19 protein-coding genes are annotated in these 23,157 nt (G+C 65.3%); 10 read left to right on the top strand and 9 right to left on the bottom strand.

Annotation, left to right across the window (positions count from 1 at the left end):
• Window positions 1-47: 47 nt before the first annotated feature.
• Genes GNZ21_RS06685 through GNZ21_RS06675 form a run of 3 tightly spaced genes read left to right on the top strand, consistent with a single transcriptional unit; the run spans window position 48 to window position 4,629 of the window.
• Window positions 48-2,378: an endo-1,4-beta-xylanase gene (locus GNZ21_RS06685; protein ID WP_188503576.1), complete on the top strand. Its 2,331-nt coding sequence runs from the start codon at window positions 48-50 to the stop codon at window positions 2,376-2,378.
• Between the two features lie 41 nt (window positions 2,379-2,419).
• Window positions 2,420-3,721, top strand: a complete 1,302-nt coding sequence (gene purD / locus GNZ21_RS06680; RefSeq protein ID WP_157322609.1) for a phosphoribosylamine--glycine ligase — start codon at window positions 2,420-2,422, stop codon at window positions 3,719-3,721.
• Entirely contained in the window at window positions 3,718-4,629 is a 912-nt protein-coding gene (locus tag GNZ21_RS06675) for a phosphoribosylaminoimidazolesuccinocarboxamide synthase (RefSeq protein ID WP_157322607.1), read from the top strand. Before purD ends, GNZ21_RS06675 begins: the two co-directional genes overlap by 4 nt.
• Here GNZ21_RS06675 and GNZ21_RS06670 read toward each other — a convergent pair.
• From GNZ21_RS06670 to GNZ21_RS06650, 5 genes are all read right to left on the bottom strand, one after another.
• Window positions 4,604-5,473: an ion transporter gene (locus GNZ21_RS06670; RefSeq protein ID WP_198345980.1), complete on the bottom strand. Its 870-nt coding sequence runs from the start codon at window positions 5,471-5,473 to the stop codon at window positions 4,604-4,606. The genes GNZ21_RS06675 and GNZ21_RS06670 overlap by 26 nt on opposite strands.
• Window positions 5,474-5,651: 178 nt before the next feature.
• Window positions 5,652-7,574 (bottom strand): ABC transporter ATP-binding protein, encoded by a 1,923-nt coding sequence (locus tag GNZ21_RS06665; RefSeq protein WP_157322603.1) that lies wholly within the window; start codon window positions 7,572-7,574, stop codon window positions 5,652-5,654.
• Entirely contained in the window at window positions 7,571-9,562 is a 1,992-nt protein-coding gene (locus tag GNZ21_RS06660; protein ID WP_157322600.1) for an ABC transporter ATP-binding protein, read from the bottom strand. The genes GNZ21_RS06665 and GNZ21_RS06660 overlap by 4 nt, the downstream gene beginning before the upstream one ends.
• A 44-nt stretch (window positions 9,563-9,606) precedes the next feature.
• Window positions 9,607-10,578 (bottom strand): metallophosphoesterase, encoded by a 972-nt coding sequence (locus GNZ21_RS06655; protein ID WP_157322598.1) that lies wholly within the window; start codon window positions 10,576-10,578, stop codon window positions 9,607-9,609.
• On the bottom strand, window positions 10,571-12,865 hold the full coding sequence (locus tag GNZ21_RS06650; protein ID WP_157322596.1) for a transglycosylase domain-containing protein: 2,295 nt from the start codon (window positions 12,863-12,865) through the stop codon (window positions 10,571-10,573). The genes GNZ21_RS06655 and GNZ21_RS06650 overlap by 8 nt, the downstream gene beginning before the upstream one ends.
• Window positions 12,866-12,972: 107 nt before the next feature.
• Between GNZ21_RS06650 and GNZ21_RS06645 the strand changes: the two genes are divergently transcribed.
• The 4 genes from GNZ21_RS06645 to GNZ21_RS06635 are packed head-to-tail and all read left to right on the top strand — an operon-like array spanning window position 12,973 to window position 16,104.
• A complete protein-coding gene (locus GNZ21_RS06645) occupies window positions 12,973-14,208 on the top strand; it encodes a carboxylate--amine ligase (RefSeq protein WP_157322594.1) in 1,236 nt (411 codons plus the stop codon).
• A 42-nt stretch (window positions 14,209-14,250) separates the two neighbouring features.
• The gene (locus GNZ21_RS15675) at window positions 14,251-14,415 is read left to right on the top strand and encodes a hypothetical protein (RefSeq protein WP_168888476.1); all 165 of its coding nucleotides are present in this window, start codon (window positions 14,251-14,253) and stop codon (window positions 14,413-14,415) included.
• A 14-nt stretch (window positions 14,416-14,429) separates the two neighbouring features.
• Window positions 14,430-14,888, top strand: coding sequence for a RidA family protein (locus tag GNZ21_RS06640; RefSeq protein WP_157322592.1), 459 nt, complete (start codon window positions 14,430-14,432; stop codon window positions 14,886-14,888).
• A complete protein-coding gene (locus GNZ21_RS06635; protein WP_157322590.1) occupies window positions 14,878-16,104 on the top strand; it encodes a carboxylate--amine ligase in 1,227 nt (408 codons plus the stop codon). Before GNZ21_RS06640 ends, GNZ21_RS06635 begins: the two co-directional genes overlap by 11 nt.
• Before the next feature lie 29 nt (window positions 16,105-16,133).
• Here GNZ21_RS06635 and GNZ21_RS06630 read toward each other — a convergent pair whose 3' ends face one another.
• Window positions 16,134-16,811 carry a Crp/Fnr family transcriptional regulator gene (locus GNZ21_RS06630; protein WP_157322588.1) on the bottom strand — a complete coding sequence of 226 codons (678 nt, stop codon included), beginning with the start codon at window positions 16,809-16,811 and terminating at the stop codon, window positions 16,134-16,136.
• 86 nt (window positions 16,812-16,897) lie between these two features.
• Between GNZ21_RS06630 and GNZ21_RS06625 the strand changes: the two genes are divergently transcribed.
• The gene (locus GNZ21_RS06625; RefSeq protein ID WP_157322586.1) at window positions 16,898-18,070 is read left to right on the top strand and encodes a MarP family serine protease; all 1,173 of its coding nucleotides are present in this window, start codon (window positions 16,898-16,900) and stop codon (window positions 18,068-18,070) included.
• Between the two features lie 57 nt (window positions 18,071-18,127).
• Here GNZ21_RS06625 and GNZ21_RS06620 read toward each other — a convergent pair whose 3' ends face one another.
• Genes GNZ21_RS06620 through acs form a run of 3 tightly spaced genes read right to left on the bottom strand, consistent with a single transcriptional unit; the run spans window position 18,128 to window position 21,391 of the window.
• Complete coding sequence (locus GNZ21_RS06620) at window positions 18,128-18,871, bottom strand: SDR family oxidoreductase (RefSeq protein WP_157322583.1); 744 nt, start codon at window positions 18,869-18,871, stop codon at window positions 18,128-18,130.
• Window positions 18,872-18,896: 25 nt separating this feature from the next.
• Complete coding sequence (gene aroQ, locus GNZ21_RS06615) at window positions 18,897-19,343, bottom strand: type II 3-dehydroquinate dehydratase (RefSeq protein ID WP_157322581.1); 447 nt, start codon at window positions 19,341-19,343, stop codon at window positions 18,897-18,899.
• A 59-nt stretch (window positions 19,344-19,402) separates the two neighbouring features.
• A complete protein-coding gene (gene acs, locus GNZ21_RS06610; RefSeq protein ID WP_157322579.1) occupies window positions 19,403-21,391 on the bottom strand; it encodes an acetate--CoA ligase in 1,989 nt (662 codons plus the stop codon).
• Between the two features lie 191 nt (window positions 21,392-21,582).
• Here acs and nth point away from each other — a divergent pair, with 191 nt between their 5' ends.
• Both nth and GNZ21_RS15900 read left to right on the top strand, forming a co-directional pair.
• A complete protein-coding gene (nth, locus tag GNZ21_RS06605; protein ID WP_157322576.1) occupies window positions 21,583-22,377 on the top strand; it encodes an endonuclease III in 795 nt (264 codons plus the stop codon).
• Window positions 22,370-23,134, top strand: coding sequence for an NUDIX hydrolase (locus GNZ21_RS15900; RefSeq protein ID WP_157322574.1), 765 nt, complete (start codon window positions 22,370-22,372; stop codon window positions 23,132-23,134). Before nth ends, GNZ21_RS15900 begins: the two co-directional genes overlap by 8 nt.
• The last annotated feature ends 23 nt before the right edge of the window (window positions 23,135-23,157 follow it).

Below are 23,157 nucleotides of genomic sequence, written 5' to 3'. Positions count from 1 at the left end.
CTGCCCAGGCAATGGCGGTAGCAGGACTGCTGGTAGGAGCCTCCCTGGTGGGTTCTGCAGATCTCCCGGCACATGCGGCTCCAACAGCGGAGCTGCCGCCCACCGGCCAGACCTATGACCATTATCCGGCGATGCAGGAGGTCTACCAGGACTACTTCCACGTAGGCATCTTCGGGCGCGGCAACGATATGGACGCCTTGATCTACAACTACGGCTCCTACACGCCGGGCAACGAGATGAAGCCTGAGAGCACTCAGCCGGAGAAGGGGCAGTTCACGTTCGACCCCGCAGAGGCCGCCATGGCCGAGCATGCCGCGCACAACCCAGACCTGCTCTTCTTCGGCCACGCACTGGCCTGGCACTCCCAGACCCCGTCCTGGATGTGGGACGCCCCGCCCGCCCGCTATGACCAGCCGGGGGAGTATGACCCGGAGGTGGCCCAGGAGAACCTACGTCAGCACATCCAGGGAGTGTTGGGACATTTCGGCGACCGCCTGGAAGCCATCGATGTGGTCAACGAAGCCGTGGAGCACGCCGATCCCTCTGACTGGCGAGCCTCGCTGTCAACGGGGCAAGGCTGGTATCCGGCCCTGGGCTCCGACTGGGTGGAGATGGCATTCCTGGAGGCGGCCGAAGTGGTCGATGAGAACGGGTGGGACGTCAAGCTGACCTACAACGACTTCGGCCTGAACAACCCGGATAAGGCTCGAGTGGTGTACGAGATGGTCAAGGAGATCAACGAGCGCAACGAAGGTGTTCGGCCTGACGGCAAGCAGTTGATCGAAGTGATCGGCATGCAGGGCCACTACGGGTTGAACACAGACATCAGTGATGTCGAGGGCAATATCCAGCTCTTCGCCACCCTTCCCGGCGTGGAGATCCACATCACCGAGATGGATGTGGGAGTGCCTCCAGGGGAGCTGACCGAGGAGAAGGAGAACAATCAGGGGATGCAGTATGCCGAGCTGTTCAGGGTCTTCCGCGACTACGCGGCCGGACCCGCCAACACCACCGGCAACCCCCGGGTCATCACCACGGTCAAGCTCGCCGGAGTCCGCGATGTGACCGAGGGCTGGAAGGCCGGCGAATACGCCATGCCCTATGACTATGAGGGCCGGGCGAAGAAGGCGCTGCTGGGCATCCTGTACCCGGAGGAGTTCCTCGCCACCCATGACTGGATGGAGCCGGAGCACCAGGATGATGACCAAGAGCCAGTCCCGGGGGTGCACGTCTACCACGCTGAGCGGGGCGACGGTTATACCGGGGCCAACATCATCCTCGGAAACGACGCCTCGCAATGGCCCTGGTCAACTGCCGGTGAGGACGGTGAGGTGGCCTTTGAGCCCGAGCCGGGGGCTACTTACCGGCTGACCGTCAACTACACCCCCTCAGGCACTACCTCGCTGAGGGTGCGCTGGGTCCGTGACGAATCCAACGGCGGCTACACCTCAGCGGACGGCGCAGTGGTCAATGACTACCAGTACGGGGCAGATGAGGTCGCCACACACATTCCCGCCTACTTCAACAGTGGGATGGTGAATATGGGCACCTATGACCTGGTCACAGAGGTGACCCTGGACGGCGACCAGCCCGCCGACGGGCTGATCGGCAATATCGCCATCCGCGGAGGTGGGGGTGGCAGCGCCTACACCATCAATTCCCTCCGTGTGGAGAAACTGGAGGAGGACGGTGGGAGCGAGCTGCTGGTGAGCTGGCCACAGGCCACAGACCCGGCGGATCCGGAAGACCCGAGCGAGTCCCCGGACCCCACCGAGGAGCCGACTGAGCCCACTCCCACGGCTACGCCGACGGAGCCGACCGCATCGCCGGAGCCCAGCGAGGAGCCTGACCCCACCGCATCCCCGGACCCCAGCGAGGAGCCCAGCGGCCCGGCCGAGTCCCCGGACCCCACTGAGTCCCCTGAGCCCACCGAGACCGCTGATCCGGAGAGCGTCTGGCCGCCGTCCGCCGAAGAGCTCACCGACCAGAACCGCGGAGCAGTGGAGATCCTCACTGACCCGGCTGTTGCTGGGCAGGAGATCCAGGTCTCAGCTGGCTCTGAGGCTTCCGGGCAGACCCTGCGCTCCTGGCTGTTCTCCGAACCGGAGGACCTGGGCGAGTCTGCCGCTGATGCTGAGGGATCCATCACGGTCACGCTGCCCGAGGACAGCGAGGGTGAACACCGCCTGGCGGTCTACACCACCGCCGGAGAGCTCATCGGCTGGACGGAGCTCACCATTGTCCCAGCAGGGGATGAGGGCGCAGGCTTGGCAAGAACCGGCGCCACAGTGGGAGGCCTCCTGCTGGCTGCACTGGCGCTGCTGGGCCTGGGCGGATCAGCCCTGCTGATCGCCCGCCGCCGGGCAGCCCAGCGCTGAGGCAGCCTCCCGGCGGCCCGGCAGCCGATAGTCTGGAGCCTATGAAGATTATGGTTGTCGGGCCGGGAGGCCGGGAGCACGCGATCATCCGAGCGCTTATGCGCGATCCCTCTGTGAACGCGGTGCATGCCGCACCGGGCAATGCCGGCATCGCCCGTGATGTGGAGTGCCTGCCGGTGGAGGCCAGCGACCCCCAGGCCGTGACCGCCCTGGCCGCAGACGGCGGCTATGACCTGGTGGTGATCGGCCCTGAGGCTCCACTGGCCGCAGGTGTGGCTGATGCCCTCCGTGCCGCCGGCATCCCGGTCTTCGGCCCCTCACAGGCTGCCGCCCAGCTCGAGGCCTCCAAGGCCTTCGCCAAGGAGGTCATGTCCGCCGCCGGGGTGCCCACCGCAGAGGCGGTGCATCTCACCACCCCCGCGGAGGCCGTCGAGGCGCTGAGCCGCTTCGGTCCCCCCTATGTGGTCAAGGACGATGGCCTGGCCGCGGGCAAGGGCGTAGTGGTCACCGAGGACCGTGAAGCGGCGCTGGCCCATGCGGTGGGCTGCCTCTCTGGCGGCTCCACTGTGGTCATCGAGGAGTTCCTGGACGGACCCGAAGTCTCCCTGTTTGTGCTCAGCGACGGTGAGAACCTGGTGCCGCTGAGCCCCGCTCAGGACTTCAAACGGATCTACAACGACGACGCCGGCCCCAACACCGGAGGCATGGGCGCCTATACGCCCCTCGACTGGTTGGAAGGCTATGCCGAGACTGGCCCGGACGGAGTGAGCCGGGACTTCACCGAGATCGTGGTGGAGACGGTGGCCCGGCCCACTGTGGCCGAGATGGCCCGCCGCGGCACCCCGTTCATCGGCGTGCTCTACTGCGGGCTGGCGGTGACCTCACGCGGAGTCCGGGTGGTGGAGTTCAACGTTCGGTTCGGCGATCCCGAGACCCAGGCTGTCTTGGAGCGGCTCGCCACGCCGCTGGGAGGCCTGCTGCGGGATGCCGCCACCGGTCAGCTGGGGCCTTCCCGTCGGCTGGGATGGTCCCAGGGCTACGCAGTTGACGTGGTGCTGGCCGCTGAGAACTACCCCGGCTCCCCACGCACAGGGGATGTGATTACCGGTATCCCGGAGGCTGAGCGGCTCGAGGGTGTCACAGTGCTGCACGCCGGCACCGCTGAGCGGGAGGGGGCACTGATGACAGCGGGGGGCCGGGTGTTGGCAGTCGTGGGGACCGGCAGCACCCTGCAGCAGGCAGTGGACCGAGCCTATGCGGGGGTGGCCAAGATCGACTGGGCCGGGGTACAGCACCGCACCGATATCGCCGCCAAAGCTCTCCGTGGGGAGATTTCCGTATGAGTGCCGCCCGGTACCCGGGGTGGCAGCACCTCTCCTCAGGGAAAGTCCGCGAGATCTACACCCCCGCTGCGGGCTCAGCATGGGAGGGCCAGCAGGTGCTGCTGATGGTCGCCACCGACCGGATCAGCGCCTATGATCATGTGCTGTCCCCGGGGATCCCGGACAAGGGCATCATCCTCACCCAGCTGAGCCTCTGGTGGTTCGAGCAGCTGGCCGCTGAGGGAATCGGCAACCATGTGGTCACCGCCGAGGTGGGAGAGCGCGGCGTGCCGGAGGCTGCCGCCGGGCGCGGGATGATCGTGCAGGGCTTGGAGATGGTCGGCGCCGAGGCCATTGTGCGCGGCTTCCTCACCGGCTCCGCCATGGCGGAGTACCGGGAGTCCGGCACCGTCAATGGGATTCCGCTGCCGGCCGGCCTAGCGGACGGCAGCCAGCTGCCGGAACCGATCTTCACTCCCTCCACCAAGGCCGAGCAGGGCGGGCATGATGAGAACATCAGCTTCACCGCCCTGGAGTCCGCCATCGGCGCCGAGCTGGCGGCGAGGCTGCGCCAGGCTGCTCTGCAGATCTACCGCTTTGCTGCCGGCCGCACAGCCCAGGCCGGAATCATTCTGGCTGACACCAAGTTCGAGTTCGGGTTGGACCCCACCGGCGAGCTGATTCTGGCGGATGAGGTGCTCACTCCTGACTCCTCCAGGTTTTGGCCCGCTGAGGAGTGGCAGCCCGGCAGGGCACAGCCCAGCTTCGACAAACAGTTCGTTCGCAACTGGCTGACCTCACCTGAGTCAGGTTGGAACCAGAACGACGACGCCGCCCCACCCGCTTTGCCCCAGCGCATCGTGGCTGCCACCCGAGAGCGGTACCTGGACGCCTACCAGCGGCTCACCGGAACTGGTCTGAGCCTCTGACCTCAGAGCTCCTCAACTGGGCAGAGCTCCTCAACTGGGCGGAGCTCTTCAACTGGGCAGAGAGTCTGGCGACGTCTGCCCGGAGTTCTTTGAGTTCTTCATAGAGCAGCTGGTGATCATCCTGTGGTGGTACTTCGGCTTCCTCGGGTGAGGGGGCGTCGTCGGGCGCTGAGCCTTTCTGGACGCTGGGCATATCGTGCAGGGTGTTCATCGCATCCACGATGACCGCGATGATCAGGTTCAGCGCGGTGAAGGCAGCCAGGATGATGAACGGGATGAAGAATGCCCAGGCCCAGGAGTGCTCGTCCATGGCGGGGCGGACTATGGTCTCCCAGCTGGAGAGCGTGGCGATCTGGAATAGGCTGAACAGGCTGGCGCCGAAGCTGCCGAAGAACTCCGGCAGCGTCTCACGGAAGAAAGTGGTGGCCATCACCGCGGCCACGTAGAAGATCAGCGCCAGCAGCGCACCGGTGGAGAGGATGCCCGGGATCGCGTGAAGCAGTGCGGAAACCACTTTGCGCAGCTGCGGCAGTGAGGAGATCAGGCGCAGCACACGCAGCACCCGCAGGGTGCGCAGCACCTCGAGGCCGGCACCGGCGGGGACCAGGGCGATGCCGACCACCACGAAGTCGAACACGTTCCAGGGATCCCGGAAGAACCGCCAGCCGAAGGCGGTGAGCTTTAGGCCGATCTCCACCACGAACACCGCCAGGCAGGCGGTGTCTATGCTGATCAGCGCGGGCCCGGCAGCCTCCATCAGGGCGGGGGAGGTCTCCATGCCCAGCACCACCGCGTTGAGCAGGATCACAGTGATCACGATCCGCTGAACGGGTGCTGACTCCACCAATTCGCCCAAACGGCGGCGCCAAGAGGCATGCTGAGGAGAGTTCACGCGCGCAGAGACAGAAGACATCAGCTAGATCGTATCCTGAGGCTCCGGGGAGCCGCGCGGAGCATTTCGACGTAGGCCGCGCAAAAGGAACAGCGGCCGCAGTCGAAGATGCGCAAGGGGAGCGGCTCTCCTAGGCTTGCATAGTGGCGGACCAAGCGGAGTGGAGCTTGGCGAAGTAGCCGCCTTGGGCGATGAGCTCAGCGGGCGAGCCGTCCTCCACCACCTGGCCCTCATCGATGACCAGCACCCGGTCGGCGATGGCCACTGTGGAGAGCCGGTGGGCAATGATCAGCGCGGTCCGGTTGCCCAGCAGCCGCTCCAGTCCCTGCTGAACCAGCTGCTCGCTGGGGAGGTCCAAGGAGGAGGTCGCCTCGTCCAGAATCAGCACCGCCGGGTCGGCCAGGAACGCTCGGGCGAAGGAGACCAGCTGACGCTGCCCGGCCGAGATCCGTCCGCCGCGCTTATTCACATCTGTGTCATAGCCCTCGGGCAGGCTCATGATGAACTCATGGGCACCGACTGCCTTGGCGGCGTCGTAGATCTCTTCGTCAGTCGCCTCCGGGCGGGACAGGGCAATGTTCTCCCGGATGGACCCGGAGAACAGGAAGGCCTCCTGGGTCACCATGGCAACGTGCCGGTGGTGATCCTGCTCGGAGAGCTTGCGCAGCTCCACCCCGTCTAGGGTCAGCGAGCCGGCGGTGACGTCGTAGAACCGCGCCAGCAGCTTGACCAGAGTGGATTTGCCGGCGCCGGTGCGGCCCACCACGGCCACAGTCTGGCCAGCGGGGATGTGCAGATCCAGCTTCTGCATCACCACCGGACCGTCCTCGCTGTACTTGAACTCGGCGTCACGGAATTCGATCTCACCGCGGCAGTCCTCCAGGCGCTGGGGGGACTTCACCTGGCGCACCTTGGGGGTCTCCTCCAGCAGGCCGGAGACCTTCTCCAGGGCGGCAGTAGCTGATTGCAGCGAGTTGTAGAACATCGCGATCATGTCCAGGGGCTGGAAGACCCGCTTGGTGGAGAGCACGATACCGGCCAGCAGTCCCGCGCCCAGATCACCCTCCAGGACTCGGAATCCGCCCCAGAGCAGCACCGCAGCCACTGAGAGGTTGCCCACCAGCATCAGGCTCGGCTGCAGGATGCCGAAGAGTCCGATGGACTTCACCATGTCATCGCGGTAGATCTTGGCCAGCTTGCGGTACTGCCGGGAGCGGGCGTGCTCTCGGCGGAAGGCCTGTACGGCCCGGATGCCGGTCATCGACTCCACAAAGTGCACAATCATTCTGGCCGAACTGATCCGGGTGCGCCGGTAGGCAATCTCGGCGTTCTTCTGGTACCAGCGGCCCAGGAAGATGATCGGGATCACGGCGGCCAGCAGCACCAGCCCGGAGCGGAAGTCACTGATCCAGATGTACACGGTGGTGAACATCATGAACATGATGCCTTGGACCAGCTGGTTGACACCGCCGTCGAGCAGCTCGCGCAGGGCCTCCAGGTCCGAGGTCTGCCGGGAGATCACCTTCCCGGAGGTGTAGTCCTCATGGAAGTCCAGGCTCAGCGCCTGGGTCTTGCGGAAGACTTCATCGCGGAGCTTGTAGAGCATCGCCTGGGATGCCTCGGCGGTCATCCGGGTGTACCAGTACAGCAGCACCCCGGCGGTGACGGCGCACAGCAGGTAGAGCATTGCGGGGATCCACAGGCCGGTGATATCCCCATCGATCAGCCGCGGCAGGCCCCAGTCGATGGCCAGGCCGCCGGCGATGAACGGGGTGGCGGCCTGGGCGGCCTGGGAGACCACCACGGCAGAGGCTGTCAGCAGCAGCTTGCCGCGGACACCTTCACTGGCCCGCCAGAGCAGGGAGAGCGAGCGCCGGCGGATGAACTTGCGTTCCTCCTTGTTGAAGGTGAGCTCTTCCTCAGCGGCGGTGCCGCGCAGATGGGCGAACTCGTCCTGCTCCCGCGGCGGAGTGATCTTGGAGAGGTCCAGTGCTGCAGTGTCGGTGAAATGCCTGTCATCCACGTTCGCGGTGCGGCCGTTGCGCTCGGTCATGAGCGGACCTCCTCAGGTTCTTCCGCCGCGATGGCGTCCTGTTCGGTCCCCGGCTCGCTCCCTGCTGCGGCTACCGTATCCATAAGCTCCTGGCCACCGGGTGCCGGGGGTTTCATGATCTTGGCGTAGGTCTCACTGCGGGTCAGCAGCTCGGTGTGGGTGCCCACATCGGCGATCCGCCCCTCATGCAGCAGCGCCACCCGGTCGGCCATGGCCACCGTGGAGGGGCGGTGGGCCACGATCAGCGTAGTGGTGCCCTGCAGCACACGGCGCAGCCGGTCGGTGACTCGCTCCTCCGTGCGCACATCGAGGGCGGAGAGCGGGTCGTCCAGCAGCAGCACCGAGGGCTTGGCCGCGATTGCCCGGGAGAGCGCCAACCGCTGGCGCTGCCCACCGGAGAGGCTCAGCCCCTCCTCGCCGATTCGGGTGTCCAAGCCCTCCGGCAGGTTGGCGGCGAACTCGGCGTCTGCGGTGTGCAGGGCCTCGGCCAGCACCTGCTCCAGCTGGTCCGGGCGGGGTGACTTCTCGCGGTACGGATGGGCAGGATCGTCCTCATCGCGGTGGTGTCCGGTGCCCAAGAGCACATTGGACTTCACTGTGGTGGAGAACAGGGTGGGGTCCTCGAAGGCCACTGCAACCCGGGAGCGCAGATCCGGCAGCGAATACTCACGGACGTCGACGCCGTCGATACGCACACTGCCCCCGGTCACGTCATAGAGCCGGGGCACCAGGTTCAGCAGGGTGGAGGTGCCGCCTCCGGTGGCTGAGACCAGAGCCATGGTCTCTCCGGGTTCGATGCGCAGAGTAGCGCCGCGGATCAGGTCCTCTGCGGCATCCGGGTAGCGGAAGTGCACATTGTCGAGCTCCACCAGGCCGCGCTCTTGCGTGGTGCGCGGCTCCGTGGGGGAGGCGATCTCCGGTTCAATGTCCATCACATCGATATGCCGGTCGATGCTGGTCTTAGCCATGAAGACCATACCGATGAGCATGCCGATGCCTTCGATGGGCTGCTTGAGCACCACGGCCATGGAGAAGAACCCGGCCAGGGCTCCGGCGGTCATATCGCCCTGAGCGGCCAGGTAGAGGCCGGTGAAGATACAGGCAGCCAGCACCGATTCCGGCAGCAGCACCATGAGCATCTGGAACTTGGCCAGCGTGCGCATCTTGGAGACTTCGAGGTCACGCAAAGTGGCGGCCTCCTCCTTGAAGGAGGAGCGTGCCCAGTCGCCGCGGCCGAAGGCCTTGAGCACCCGGATCCCGTGCACCGACTCCTCCACCTTGGTGGCCACCTCGCCGGCCTGGTCCTGAGCGGAACGGGAGTAGTGGATGAACTTGCGGCGGAATGCGGGCCCCAGCACGATCACCGGCACTGCGGCGCAGAGGAAAAGGCCGGCCAGCAGGGGGGACCAGGTGAACATCACAGCGATGCCCACTGTGACCGTGATGCAGGAGGTCAACAGCATCAGGGAGCCGAAGGCGAAGAACCTGCGCAGCATATTGAGGTCAGCGATCGCCCGGGACTGCAGCTGACCGGCTTCCCAAGCACCGTGGAATGAGGCCGTCTGGTGCACCAGCCGGTCGAAGAGTGACACGCGCATGTTCATCTCGGCATCAGAGGCCGGCGGGATCACAAAGAACCGGCGCAGGAAGACGAAGACGGCCTCCAGCACACCCAGGCACAGCACCACGGCGAAAGCGGTCCAGACCACGGCACCTACGGCGTCGATGGCCTCAATGTCATCGACCAGTCTGCCCAGCACCACGGGGATGGAGAGGGCGATCACCCCGGCGCCGATGGCGGCGAACACCCCGAGCAGCCAGCGCAGCTTCAGCCCCTGCAGGTAGGGGACTAGGCGGCCGAAGGCCTGTGCCAGGGTGCGCCGCTCTCCAGACTCCACGCGCTGCTGGGCGGCCCGCTGCTGGGCTCCGATAGGAGATTCGGGTTGACTCTGGGAGCCCGCACCGGGCTTCTGCTCAGATTGTTGCATGATGCAACTACTTTACTCTGGGTAGGGGATGATGGACAAACTCTTCACTCAGATGTCGGGCTGATTGTCACCAAGCTCGCCTCGGGAGGGCAGAACAGCCGCACCGGAGCCTTGGCCGAGGTGCCGATCCCAGCGGAGACATGCACCCCGGTGCTGCCGCCATCTGCTCGGCGGCGGGTATGCAGGCCCTTGGCGTATTTGGCTGGCAGATCGCAGTTGGTGACCAGGGCCCGTCCGCCCGAACCGTCGAAGGCTGGTAGGCAGACCTGCCCGCCGTGGGTGTGTCCGGCGAAGACAGCATCCGCCCCGGAATCGGCGAAGGTCTCCAGTACCCGCACCACCGGGGCATGGGCCACCCCGATCTTGAGATCGGCAGGCGGTTCCGGCTGGGCATCTGTGCTGGGCCAGCCCGAGAACTCATCGAGGTCCAGATGCGGGTCATCCACCCCGGAGAACTCCACCTTCAACCCATTGAGCCGGGTGGCGCTGTGCGCATTGCTCAGATTCGCCCAGCCGGCAGCCTCGAACCCGCCGAACAGCTCCTCAGTGGGCAGCGATTCGGCGCTGGGGTGCAGTGTGGAGGGCCCCTTGAGGTACATCAGCGGGTTCTTGAACCGGGGGGCGTAGTAGTCATTGGAGCCGGGCACAAAGCAGCCGGGGAACCTCAGCAGCGGACCCAGCGCCTCAAGCACCTCGGGAACGGCCCGGGCGTCGGAGAGATTATCCCCGGTGTTGATCACCAGATCCGGCTGCAGCTCCGCTAACTGCTGCAGCCAGCGGAGTTTGCGGTGTTGGCCGCGTACATAGTGGATATCTGAGATGTGCAGGACCCTCAGCTCAGCTGGCAGATGCGGAACTGTGATCCGGACCTGCCGGAGAGTGAACCGGTTGAGCTCCACCCGGTTCGAGTACACCAGGGTTCCCAGTCCCAGGGCGCCGACGACGCCGCCGGCCCGGGTCAAGGCACGAACAGCGTCTCCTGCGCCCTTGGGTCGGACTGGGCCGGCATCAGTCATCGTCCTCGTCGCTGTCGTCCTCGTCACTGTCGCCGTTGTCGTCGTCATTCTCGTCATTCGAGTTGCTCCCGCCGCCGCTGCCGAGCTCGGAGGGGTTGTAGCGACCCGACCAGCTAGAACGGCGCTCATCGAAGGGCGAGTTGGGCGAGGTGGCGAAGTCGCCAGTGTCCCGGGTCGGGGCCGCCTGACGCATGTAGTCGTACCAGAAGGGGAACGCGACATCGCCGGCGTAGCTTTCCGGGATGTTGCCGTGACACGGGACGCCCTCGATTGCGCCTTCAGGCCACATGCAGCCGTCATCGTAGATACGAGTGATGTAGGCGCTGGTGGAGATGCCCTCGGTGTACCCCACGAAAGACATCACCGAGACGCTTTGGTGGGTACCGGTCTTCCCGGCCATCGGGAATGGGGCGCTGCCATCGCGCTGCTGGACGTATTGGTTCTGCTCGGCGATATTGATCAGGGTGTCATTGACCTGGGCCACCACATCCGGGTCCACAACCTCTTCGCAGTCGGGCTCGGGCACCTCATAGGAGTTGCCGTGAGCATCTGTGACCTCCAGCAGGGCGCGGGGGGTGCAGATAGTGCCGTCATTGGCGAAAGCGGCGTATGCCCGGTTCACCACCATCGGGGTGATTGAGGCGGTGCCCAGAGTAACCGAAGGCGTGTCGGGGTGGAGGGGGCCCAGGGGGCGGTCTTCAGTCTGGCCTTCGATGCCCAGGCGGTCGGTGAGGTCAGTGAAGGCGCAGAGGTCCATGGCATGGGCGGTGGCGATGGTGGCTGTGTTGATGGAGTAGTACAGGCCCCAGTCCACGCTCATCTCACGCTCGGTATCGTCCATGACGTTCCAGACGTCCCAGGACTCGCCCTCCGGTCCCAGCAGGGTGAAGGAGCCCCCAGGCATGCAGGAGGCCTCCCATTCCTCGCCGTAGGGGTATTCGGTGGTGTCTGCGGCTACCCGGTCGTCCATGGAGTTGCCCTCCTCCACCCAGGCCGCAGCGACAAAGGGTTTGAGGATCGAGCCGCCCTGGAAGCCCTCCCCGCCGTTGTGGGAGGTGCCGGCATTGAGGTTCAGGGAGATATCGTCCCAGTCGCCGGCGTCATCAGGGTTGTAGTTGGTGGACTGGGCCATCGTCAGGATGTCACCGGTCTCCGGGTCCAGGGAGTTCAGCACAGCGGCGGCGCGGGTGCCGGAGGGACGGTGCTGCTCTACCGTGTTCTCGGCATGCTCCTGCAGCTCCGGATCCAGAGTGGTGGTGATGCGCAGCCCACCGCGGTGCAGCAGCTCAGCGCGTTCCTCAGGGGTATCACCGAAGGCCTCATTCTGCATGATTTCCTGAGTGGCGTAATCGCAGAAGTAGTGGGCGAACTCCGCAGCGACGCAGCCCCGCTCGTTGTTCATCTCATCCTCGGGCAGCAGGGTCTCTGCGAGGTCGGTGTCCCTGGCCTCCTGGTACTCCTCCTCACTGATGAAACCGTGGCGGTGCATATTGCCCAGCACCTGGTTGCGGCGGTTTTCGGCAGCCGCCACATTGCGGTCTGGGCGGTAGTGGTTCGGGGCCTGTACGATCCCCGCCAGAGTGGCAGCCTGCTGGACATCCAGCTCCGAGGCCGGGACGCCGAAGTAGTACTGGGCAGCAGCCTCCACCCCGTAGTTCACCCCGCCGAGCATCACAATGTTGAGATAGCCCTCAAGGATCTCCTCCTTGGTCATCTCCTGCTCCAGCTGCACGGCAAGCTTCATCTCGCGCAGCTTGTCCGCATAGGTCTTCTCCTGAATACCGGCAGCCAGGATATTGTCCGCCTCCCCTCGGACCACCATGGCGTTGTTCAGGATGTTGTTCACGTACTGCATCGTCAGGGTGGAGGCACCCTGAGTGTTCGAGGACATGATGTTGTTCACCGCAGCGCGGGCCACACCCTGGGCATCCACGCCGCCGTGCTGGAAGAACCGCTCATCTTCGATGGCCACGATGGCATCCTGCATCTCCTGGGAGATGTCCTCCAGGGGAACCGGGACCCGGTTCTCTACGTAGAAGGTGGCAATCCAGGTCTCACCGTCCCGAGCGTACATATGGGAAGGGGTGGACAGCGGCTCCTCCTGGAGCTCCACCGGGACCTCGTGGAGGATGTTGTGACCGGCCGAGGCGGCGGCACCGCCGGTGGCGGCCATCGGGAACAGCAGGCCCGCGGCAAGCAGGCCGCAGAGGGCGCTGATGCCCAAGAAGGACATGATCTTGCCCACGGTGGTAGCCGTGTCAAAAAGGGAGGATTTCGCAGTTGCCATCCGCACTATGATATCGGGCTCGGTCAAACCTCGGGCGGCCAGCTCTCAAGGCGCAGTTTAGGTGAGCCTGCCGCCTCAGCGATGCTCTGCTGCGCTACGCTCAAAGGATGAGCACATCTCCCCGCAAGGCAGGGTTCCTGCCGGTGATCCTCGGTACCCATATACACGGCTACAACGCAGCCCGCAGCTTCCACGAAACCTATGGTGTGAAGTCAGTGATGCTGGGCAAGCACAAGACCATCTTTGTATGGGGCAGCAGCATCATCGATCTGGAACTGCACGAAGACATCAACGATGACGAAGCCTTCCTGCGGCTGCTCTCGGCAAAGGCCGAGCAGCTCACAGCTGAGCACGGGGTACCCCTGGTGCTGGTGCCCAGCAACGATATGTACGTGGAACTGGTGGCACGGCACGCTGAGACGCTCAAGGATCACTATGTGTTCAATAACCCCGATGAGGCGCTGCGCTCCCAGATCATGGACAAGCGGGCCTTCTATGAGCTTGCGGCACAGCATGGCATCGATATCCCCTCCACCCAGATCCATCAGATCGGCGAGCCCTTTGAGCTCGAGATCGACCGGTTCCCAGTGATCGTCAAACCCGCCAATCCCAATCAGTGGTGGCTGAACCAGGACAAGATCGCAGGCCAGGAGAAGGTCTACCGGTTGGAGACGCTCCAGGAGGTCAAAGACCTGGTGGCCGTTGTGGAGGACTCCCCGTACCGGGATGCACTGATTATCCAGGAGTTCGTTCCAGGGGATGACACCAAGATTTGGGACGCCGTGCTGTACCTGAACAGCGAGGCCAAGTGTGAGCTTGTCACTCTCGGCCAGGTGGCGCTGCAGGAGCACCAGGCCAATGCGGTGGGGTCCTACACCGCCATCATCTCCAGATATGACGAGGAGCTGATGCTGAAGTTCAAGAACTTCTTGGAAGCCATCGGCTATACCGGAGTCGCCAATGTGGATATGAAGTGGGACGAGCGCGACGGCGTCTACAAGGTCATGGAGATCAACTGCCGGCCCGGCCGCTCAAGCTACTACACCGCCCTGCTGGGCCACCCACTCATGAAATACCTGGTGGATGATGTGGTGCACGGGATCCGCAAGGGCCTGACGCTTGCCCGCGGCGACATCCTCTTCCGCGTGGTGCCTAAGTACATCCTCAACAGATACGTCACTGACCCCGAGGTCAAGGCCGAGGTGGACCGGCTGCTGGCCGAGGGCAAAGACACCAACCCGCTCATCTACCGCAGGGACCGCTCTGTCAAGCGTGCGGCCTACATGCTCGGCCGGCATATCCGGCAGGGCAAGCGCTACGCCGAAGGAACCTGGGTCAGCTGAGCCGCTGCGCAGCTTGCCCCCGCGGTGCGTTAGCCTTGGGGTATGGCTGAACTGACACAGTGGGAATACGCCACTATTCCGCTCATCATCCACAACACCAAGGGCATCCTCGACCAGTGGGGCGAGGACGGCTGGGAGCTGGTCACAGTGCTCCCCGGGCCTGACGGCAACGCCCCGGTGGCCTATCTGAAACGTCCCAAGCAGTAGGGGCGGGCAGGACCATGTCTAGAGTCGAGGACCGCCTGGCCGCCCTGGGGCTCACGGTGCCCACCGTGGTGCCCCCGGTGGCCGCCTACCAGCCCGCGGTCGTGGTGGACAATGTCGTCTACGTCTCCGGTCAGCTGCCCCTGATCAACGGGGAACTGCCGGTGAAGGGCAAGGTCGGCGCGGAGGTGACCGCCGAGCAGGCCTATGAGCTGGCCAAGCAGTGCGGGCTCAACTTGTTGGCAGCTCTGAAGTCCGTGGTGGACCTGGACAGCATCACCCGGATCGCCAAGGTCGGCGGATTCGTAGCCAGCGCCCCGGACTTCACCGGACAGCCCCAGGTCATCAACGGCGCCTCCGAGCTGCTCGGGGAGGCATTCGGTGATACCGGAACCCACGCCCGCAGCGCAGTGGGCGTACCGGTGCTGCCCCTGGACACCCCGGTCGAAGTGGACCTCATTGCCCATGTCCGCTGAACATGGCTTCACCCCGGTGCTCATCGGCACCGATCTGAACGCCTACCATATGGCCACCGCCTTCCATGAGGGTTACGGGATCAAGCCGCATGTGATCGGCAAGATGGCCCTGGGCTACGTCAGCTACTCCAACATCATCGATTCGATCACCCTGGTGGAGGATCTGGACACCGCCGAGGCCTTCCTGCCCGCCCTGCTGGAGTTCGCACACAACCACGACGCCGCCCCCCTCCTGCTGGTGGGCACCAACGACCAGTACGTGCGGCTGATCATCGAACACGCTGACCAGCTGCGAGAGCACTACCGGTTCAACTATCCCAGCGCGGAGCTGCTGGAGCAGCTCCAGCTCAAGGAGCTGTTCTACCCCTTCGCAGAGCAGCACGGGCTGACCATCCCGGAGACTCATATCCACCAGGCCGGTGAACCGCTGGAGACTGATAAGATCAGCCGCTACCCGGTGATCGTCAAGCCCAGCGACCCGGTCCAGTACAACCGGAACAAGTTTCAGGGCCAGGAGAAGATCTACCGGGTGGGTTCGGCAGAGGAGCTGCGCGGCGTCGTCGCCCGTATTGAAGGCTCCGGGTACCGCAGCTCCCTGATCATCCAGGACTTCATCCCCGGTGGTGACACCTACGTCTACGAATCGGATCTCTATCTGCACACGGACGGTCGGGCCGAGTTCGTGAATCTGGCCCAGGTGGTGCTGCAGGAGCATGAGCCCACAGCGATTGGGAACTTCGCTGCTGTGCGCTCCCAGTTCAATCGGGAGGTCATGACCCAGCTGAAGGAGTTCCTGGAGGGGATCGGCTATACGGGGCTGGCCAATGTGGACCTGAAGTATGACGAACGCGACGGGGAGTTCAAGATCCTGGAGGTCAACACCCGTCAGGGTCGCTCCAGCTCCCATGCCACCGCGCAGGGGCACAACCTGGCCGGCTACCTGGTGGAGGATGTGATCCGCGGCAACCCCTCAAGGGAGTGCGTCTACGTGGATTCTGAGATCCTCTACACAGTGGTGCCCCGGTCCATTCTCAAAGCCTATGTGGATGACCCCGCAGTGCTCGCAGAGGTGGACCGGCTCTACCGGGAGAAGAAGCTGCACACCCCGATGATCGCCCGCGCTGACCGGTTCCACCCCAAGCGACGGGCCTGGGTGGCAGTCCGGGGGATCCGGTACAAGCAGAAGTACGCCAACGCCACCTGGGCCAAAGCGTGAGCACTTAGCAGTGCCCGTAGGGGCGGGTGCTAGCGGGAGCGCTGTTTGATGCGCTGGATATCCAGGATGACCACGGCGCGTGCTTCAAGCCGCAGCCAGCCGCGCTGAACAAACTCCGCCAGAGCCTTGTTGACCGTTTCGCGGGAGGCGCCCACCAGCTGGGCCAGCTCCTCCTGGGTGAGCTCGTGGGCCACCAGGATGCCGTCCGGTGCGGGCCGGCCGAAGCGGTCGGCCAGGTCCAGCAGGGCCTTGGCCACACGGCCAGGCACATCGGAGAACACCAGGTCGGCCAGGGACTCATTGGTGCGGGTCAGGCGCTTGGCCAGGGCCTGCAGCAGCTGCACTGAGATCTCCGGGTTGGAGTTGATGATCTCCTTGAGGCTGTCATGCTTCAGCCCGGCCAGCCGGGTCTCGGAGACTGCGGTGGCCGTGGCGGTGCGCGGGGCCGGGTTGAACAGTGCCATCTCGCCGAAGATCTCACCCGGGCCGAGCACGGCCAGCAGGTTCTCGCGGCCGTCTTGGGTGGAGCGGCCCAGCTTGATCTTGCCGGAGACGATGAAGTAGAGCTGATCGCCCTGGTCTCCCTCGTGGAAGACTGAGGCGCCGCGGGAGAGCTCCACCTCGGTGAGCTCATTGGTCAGTGCCGCGAAGACTTCGTCGTCGAGCGTGGCGAACAGAGGAGCGCGGCGCAGCACTTCAAGATCCATAACCGTTCCATTCCTGGGGTGTGAAGTTGATCATTATGGCATAGAAGTTACCAGGTTGTAGCGCTGTCAGGCTAACGTATGGTCTCGTGACTTTACTGGATGTGGTCCTGGTGCTGGTGGTGATTGGCTTTGTAGCGGCCGGATTCGCCCGCGGCGTCTGGGCCACAGTGGGCGGAGCTGCCGGATTCCTGGTGGGAGCAACGGCAGCGTTCTTCGCGATTCCCACTGTCGCCTCCTGGGTGCCGGACCCGCTGTGGCGGGTGGTGGCGGTGATCGGCGCAGCCATCGTGCTGGTGGTGGCAGGGCACGCCCTAGGCTCCGCTGCCGGTGCTGAGGTGCAGCGGCTGTTCCGCTCACCGGCGCTGAAGACGGTCTCGGCACTGATCGGGGCTGCCGTCAATCTGGTGGTGGCTTTCATTGTGATCGCAGCCCTGAGCTTCTCCGTGCAGGCCATGGGCTTCCCGCAGGTCAACCAGCACATGAAGCAGTCGGCAGTGCTGCAGGGCATCGACACTCTGATGCCCGAGCGGGTCGAGGCGATGTTCGCCGATGTCCGCTCCACAGTGCTGGCCTCCGATATCCCCGAGCTCGCCCAGCTTCTGGTTCCGGAAGAGCCGGAGGCCCCACAGGCCAGTGAGCTGACGGAGGCTGCGGCCACGGTACAGCAGTCGGTGGCCCGCATCACCGGCGTGGCTCAGCAGTGCGGCCAGTCCCAGGCCGGCTCGGGCGTGGCGGTGGGCCCCCACCGTGTGGCGACCAACGCGCATGTGGTGGCCGGAGTTGCCGAGCCCTCGGTGGAGCTGCCGGACGGGCAGATCGGCACTGCCCGGGTGGTCTACTTCAACACCTCAAGCGACCTGGCGCTGCTGGCCGTGGATGACATCCAGGCCGTGGCAGCCCCGGTGGGAGGTCCGATGGAACCGGGGGAGGCTGGTTTTGTGATGGGCTACCCCTCAGGCGGACCCTTCTCAGTGGGTTCCGCGGTGGTCCAGGCCCGCGATGTCTCCCAGGTCAACAACATCTACGGCAGCTCCCCCTCAGAGCTGGAGATCTACCAGCTCAACGCCGATGTGCGGCAGGGCAACTCTGGCGGCCCGCTGGTGGATCAGCAAGGACGGGTCTCCGGCATCGTGTTCGCCCGCGCCATGGAGGGCAACTCGGTGGGCTTCGCTGTGACGGCCGAGGCGGCCGGGCAGGTGCTCACCGCCCCCGAGTCCTTCACCGAGACCGTCTCTACCGGCCAGTGCGTGCAGCGCTGAGCCCTTGTCCTCGGCCGAGCGCCCGCGGGGCGACTCTCCACCGTGGCTCACGGGGGACTACGCGTGATGCTCCAGCCACTCTGCGAAGGTTTGGGAGCCCAGCTGAGCCTGCGCATCGGGCAGCTGCAGCCCCGCGGCCATCCCGCGCATCATGGCGGTGGGCAGGCGCACGGGCACAATGAGCCGCCGAAGCCCGGCACGTTGCGCATAGCGGCGGATCATCTCCGCGAGGTCCTCTTCGCGCGGTCCGGCCAGATCAGCGGCCTGGCCTTGGGCTGCTCCCTCAGCGATCTCTACTACTCGTTGGCCAACCTCCTGCCCGGAGACAGGCTGCACCCGCGCTCTGGGAGCCAACCCCAGCGGGCCGAAGGACGAGCGCATCAGCGTCTGGGCGGCAAACTCATGGAACTGTGCTGCACGGAGCACAGTGGTGGGAACTGGGGCGTCGTCGTAGATTTTCTCCATCGCCAGCTGACCGGCGTAGAACCCGTGCGGATTACGGTCAACTCCGATGATGGAAAGGCGCACCACATGTTCGACTCCTGCCTGCCGGGCCGCAGCGAGGACATTCTGGGAGGCGGCGGTGAAGAACTTCACTGAGGTGGGACCGGAGAGGGTGGGGATGCTGCTGGTATCAACCACCACGTCGGCCCCGGTGAACGCCTCCTGCAGTCCCTGACCGGTGAGAACGTCAGCACCGGTACTGCGTGAGATCGGATTGACGTGATGGCCGCGCGCCTGCCCCGCCCTGGTGACAGCTCTTCCGGCAGTTCCTGTGCCGCCGACAACTGTGATTCTCATTTGGCTCCCTCTCAGTTCAACGGTTTCACCTGCGGCTGTTGATGAGCTCGGCCAGGTGCTCCACGGCGAACCGGTAGCCGGTGATGCCGGCACCGGCGATCACCGCACTGGCCAGCGCAGAGACATAGGAGTGCTTCCGGAACGGCTCCCGGGCGTGCACATTGGACAGGTGCACCTCCACTATCGGCAGCCCCACCGCAGCCAGCGCATCGGCGATCGCCACTGAGGTGTGGGTGTAGGCCGCGGGATTGATCACGATGCCATCGGCATTACCGCGGGCAGCTTGGATCGCATCGACCAGCTCACCCTCGTGATTCGACTGCACAGTCTGTACTTCCAACCCGCGCTCAGAGGCGGTCTTTCGGCACAGCTCGTTGACGTCCTCAAGGGTGTCCGAACCGTAAATCTCCGGCTCGCGGGTCCCCAGCAGGTTGAGATTCGGCCCATGCACGATCAGCAGTCGCCCAGTCATAGGAACAGACTACTTGGAAGGCGGCGGGGCGGAGGGGCACCCGCCGCCTTTCCACCGCTTCAGCTTCCGTGCTTGGCGCGCATATCCTCGGCGATCTGCTCCATGATGGAGGGATCGGCCAGGGTGGAGGCGTCGCCCACCTCATCGCCGTTGGCCACATTCTTCAGCAGCCTGCGCATGATCTTGCCGGAGCGGGTCTTGGGCAGCTCCGGCACCACCAGCACATTGCGCGGCTTGGCGATCGGCCCGATCTCCTTGCCCACATGCCCACGCAGCTCCTGCTCGAGGGCCTCCTTGTCCGAGGTGGCCTCGGCGGCTGCGCCGGTGAGGATCACAAAGGCGACCACAGCCTCGCCGGTGGTGGCGTCCTTGGCACCGACCACCGCGGCCTCGGCCACGGCCTCATGGGCCACCAGTGCTGATTCGATCTCCGTGGTGGAGAGCCGGTGCCCGGAGACGTTCATGACATCGTCCACCCGGCCCATCAGCCAGATATCCCCGTCAGCGTCGTAACGGGCGCCGTCGCCGGCGAAGTACAGATCGCCGAACCGTGACCAGTAGGTCTCCTTGTACCGCTCCGGGTTCTTGTAGATCCCACGCAGCATGGCGGGCCAGGGCTCTTTGATCACCAGCAGACCGGCCTCGCTCTTGCCCAGCGGCTTGCCCTCCTCATTCACCACGGCGACCTCCACACCGGGCACCGGGGTTTGGGCCGAACCCGGCTTGGTGTGCGTGACCCCGGGCAGCGGAGCGATCATATGAGCGCCGGTCTCGGTCTGCCACCAGGTGTCCACGACCGGGGCCGGCTGCTCCTTGGGCGGGTTGCCGGGACCGTTATTGGCGCCGATCACCTCACGGAACCACAACCAGGCCTCCGGGTTGATCGCCTCACCCACAGTGCCCAGCACACGCAGCGAGGAGAGGTCGTACTGGTCAGGGATCTCCCGGCCCCACTTCATGCAGGTGCGGATCAGGGTCGGCGCAGTGTAGAACTGGGTGACCTTGTACTTCTGCACGATCTCCCAGAGCCGGCCCTTATGCGGGGTGTCCGGGGTGCCTTCGTAGATCACCTGGGTGGCGCCATTGGCCATCGGTCCGTAGACGATGTAGCTGTGCCCGGTGACCCAGCCGACATCGGCGGAGCACCAATAGACATCCTGCTCGGGCTTGAGGTCAAAGCTGTCCCGGTGGGTGACCGCGGTCTGGGTCAGGTAGCCGCCGGTGGTGTGCAGGATGCCCTTGGGCTTACCGGTGGTGCCGGAGGTGTAAAGGATGAACAGCGGGTGCTCGGAGTCATGCGGCACATAGCTGTGCTCGGCGGACTGGCCTGGTACCAGGTCATGCCACCAGATGTCGCGGCCTTCCTCGAAGTCCACGGCCTCCCCGTTGCGCTGGACCACCACCACATGCTCCACGGTGTGCCCGGGCCGGGCCAGGGCGGTGTCCACATTGGGCTTCAGCGCGGAAGGCTTGCCGCGGCGGTAGGAGCCGTCTGCGGTGACCACCAGCTTGGCCTCGGCGTCATCGACCCGGGAGCGCAGCGCATCCGAGCTGAACCCGCCGAAGACCACCGAGTGGATCGCGCCGATCCGGGCGCAGGCCAGCATGGTGACCACAGTCTCCGGGATCATCGGCATGTAGATGGCCACCCGGTCGCCCTTGGCCACACCCAGGGACTCGAAGGCGTTGGCGGCCCTGGCCACCTCCGCTTTCAGTTCTGCATAGGTGATCTCACGGGTGTCGCCGGGCTCACCCTCGAAGTACAGTGCTACTCGCTCACCGTTGCCGGCCTCCACATGACGGTCCACGCAGTTATAGGCCGCATTGAGCTCCCCGCCCACGAACCATTTGGCGAAGGGAGCCTCGGACCAGTCGAGCACCTCGCCGAAGTCTTTGTCCCAGCTCAGGGTGCTGCGGGCCTGGTCCGCCCAGTACCCGAGACGGTCGGCCCGGGCGGCGTCGTACCTCTCTGCGGTGGCAACAGCACCAGCAGCGAAGTCCGCACTCGGTGGGAAGGTCTGGACGCTCTCGTCGGGTGTGGTGGTCATGAAATGTACCTCCTTGGGCTTCACAGCTGTGTCTGTCCTCACAATAGCGCGACCCCGCCTGCTCAGGCGAGATGAGGGTCACAGAGTGGTGAGGATCACGGATGAGCGGTCGGTATCGCGCTGTGAGCGGTCTTAGCAAGAAGGGTACGACGCCGCCCACCGGCCTGTGGATTGCCCATAGGATGGTGGTGATGGCCACACCAGCGCAGGATAAGACGCTCATCGGCAAAAAACGCCGAGTCCGGAGGATCAACCGCATTCTGGGGGAGACCTACCCCTATGCGGTGGCCGAGCTGGACTTCGAGACCCCTTTCGAACTGCTGGTGGCTACCGTGCTCTCGGCGCAGACCACCGATGTACGGGTCAACGCAATCACCCCCCGGCTGTTCGCCCGCTATCCGGATGCCGAGGCGATGGCCGCCGCTGATGAGGCTGAGCTTGCCGAGATCATCCGGCCCACCGGCTTCTACCAGGCCAAGACCCGTTCGCTGCTGGGACTGGCCGGCGCACTGGTGGAGGAGCATGACGGTCAGGTCCCTGAGGATCTGGACCAGTTGGTCAAGCTGCCCGGGGTGGGGCGGAAAACTGCGTTCGTAGTGCTGGGCAGTGCCTTCGGCAGGCCGGGACTGACCGTGGACACCCATTTCGGCCGGCTGGCCCGTCGGTTCGGTATGACGCAGCAGACCGATCCCGTGAAGGTGGAGCGGGAGGTGGCGGAGCTGTTTGAGCCCAAGGACTGGACCGACCTGTCGCAGCGGCTGATCTACCACGGCAGGCGAGTCTGCCACTCCCGGCGCCCGGCCTGCGGGGCCTGCCCGGTGGCACATCTGTGCCCCAGCTACGGAACTGGGGAGACGGACGCTGAGGCCGCGGCCAAACTGTTGAAGTACGAGCTGGCCCCCGGCCGGGAGGAGCTGCACCAGAAGTTCCTGGCCGGCTACACCCGCCGGCAGCTGCAGGCGGAAGGATATCCGCTCAGTGCCTGAGAATCATTCCCGACCAAGGCAGGACGCCGCCCCCGAGACCCCGCTGCCCACCACGCAGCAGGAGCTGGCTGAGGCGCTCGGCGGGCTCGTGCAGCTCGGCGCCGACTACGCCGCCCAGCACCCTGAGGACGCTGCCGCAGGCGTCTGGTGGTGGGGAGTCCCCGCCCATGAGGTGCACCAGCACGTCACGGCCCCCGCAGCCTCCCGTGAGGCGGCGGTGCTCGCCCTGTTCTGGCCGAGCCCCGAGGGCCCGCGCGTACTGTTGACCGAGCGCAGCCCCCAGCTGGCCAAGCACCCCGGCCAGATCAGCTTTCCCGGAGGCGGCGCTGAGGAGGGCGACTCCGGCCCGGTGGCCACAGCGCTGCGCGAGGCTCAGGAGGAGACGGGGCTGGACCCCAGCCGGGTCAAGGTCATCGGCACCCTGCCGGTGGCACCGATCCGGATCAGCGGCTTTGTGGTCACTCCGGTAGTGGCCGTTGCTGAGGATCCCGGAGTGCTCGCCCCGCAGACCGGGGAGGTCTCCCGGGTGTTGAAGATCCCCGTGGCCCACCTGGTGGAGCCCGAACACCGGCACACCGCCGTGGTGGTCCACCGCGGCCCGCGGCTGCCCTCCCCTGCGTACCTGTTTGGTGGCGAGGACGCCGCGTTTGTCTGGGGGTTCACCGGCACGCTGCTGGACCGGATGATTCACCGGCTGGGCTGGGAGCGTGACTGGGACCGGACCAGGGAGATCGATCCCCGCCAGTTCCGGCGCTGACCCAGTTCCGGCGCTGACTGCGG

The sequence above is a fragment of the Nesterenkonia alkaliphila genome (genome assembly GCF_009758175.1).
Lineage (GTDB): Bacteria > Actinomycetota > Actinomycetes > Actinomycetales > Micrococcaceae > Nesterenkonia > Nesterenkonia alkaliphila.
This window is presented reverse-complemented; position numbering and strand designations above follow the sequence as displayed.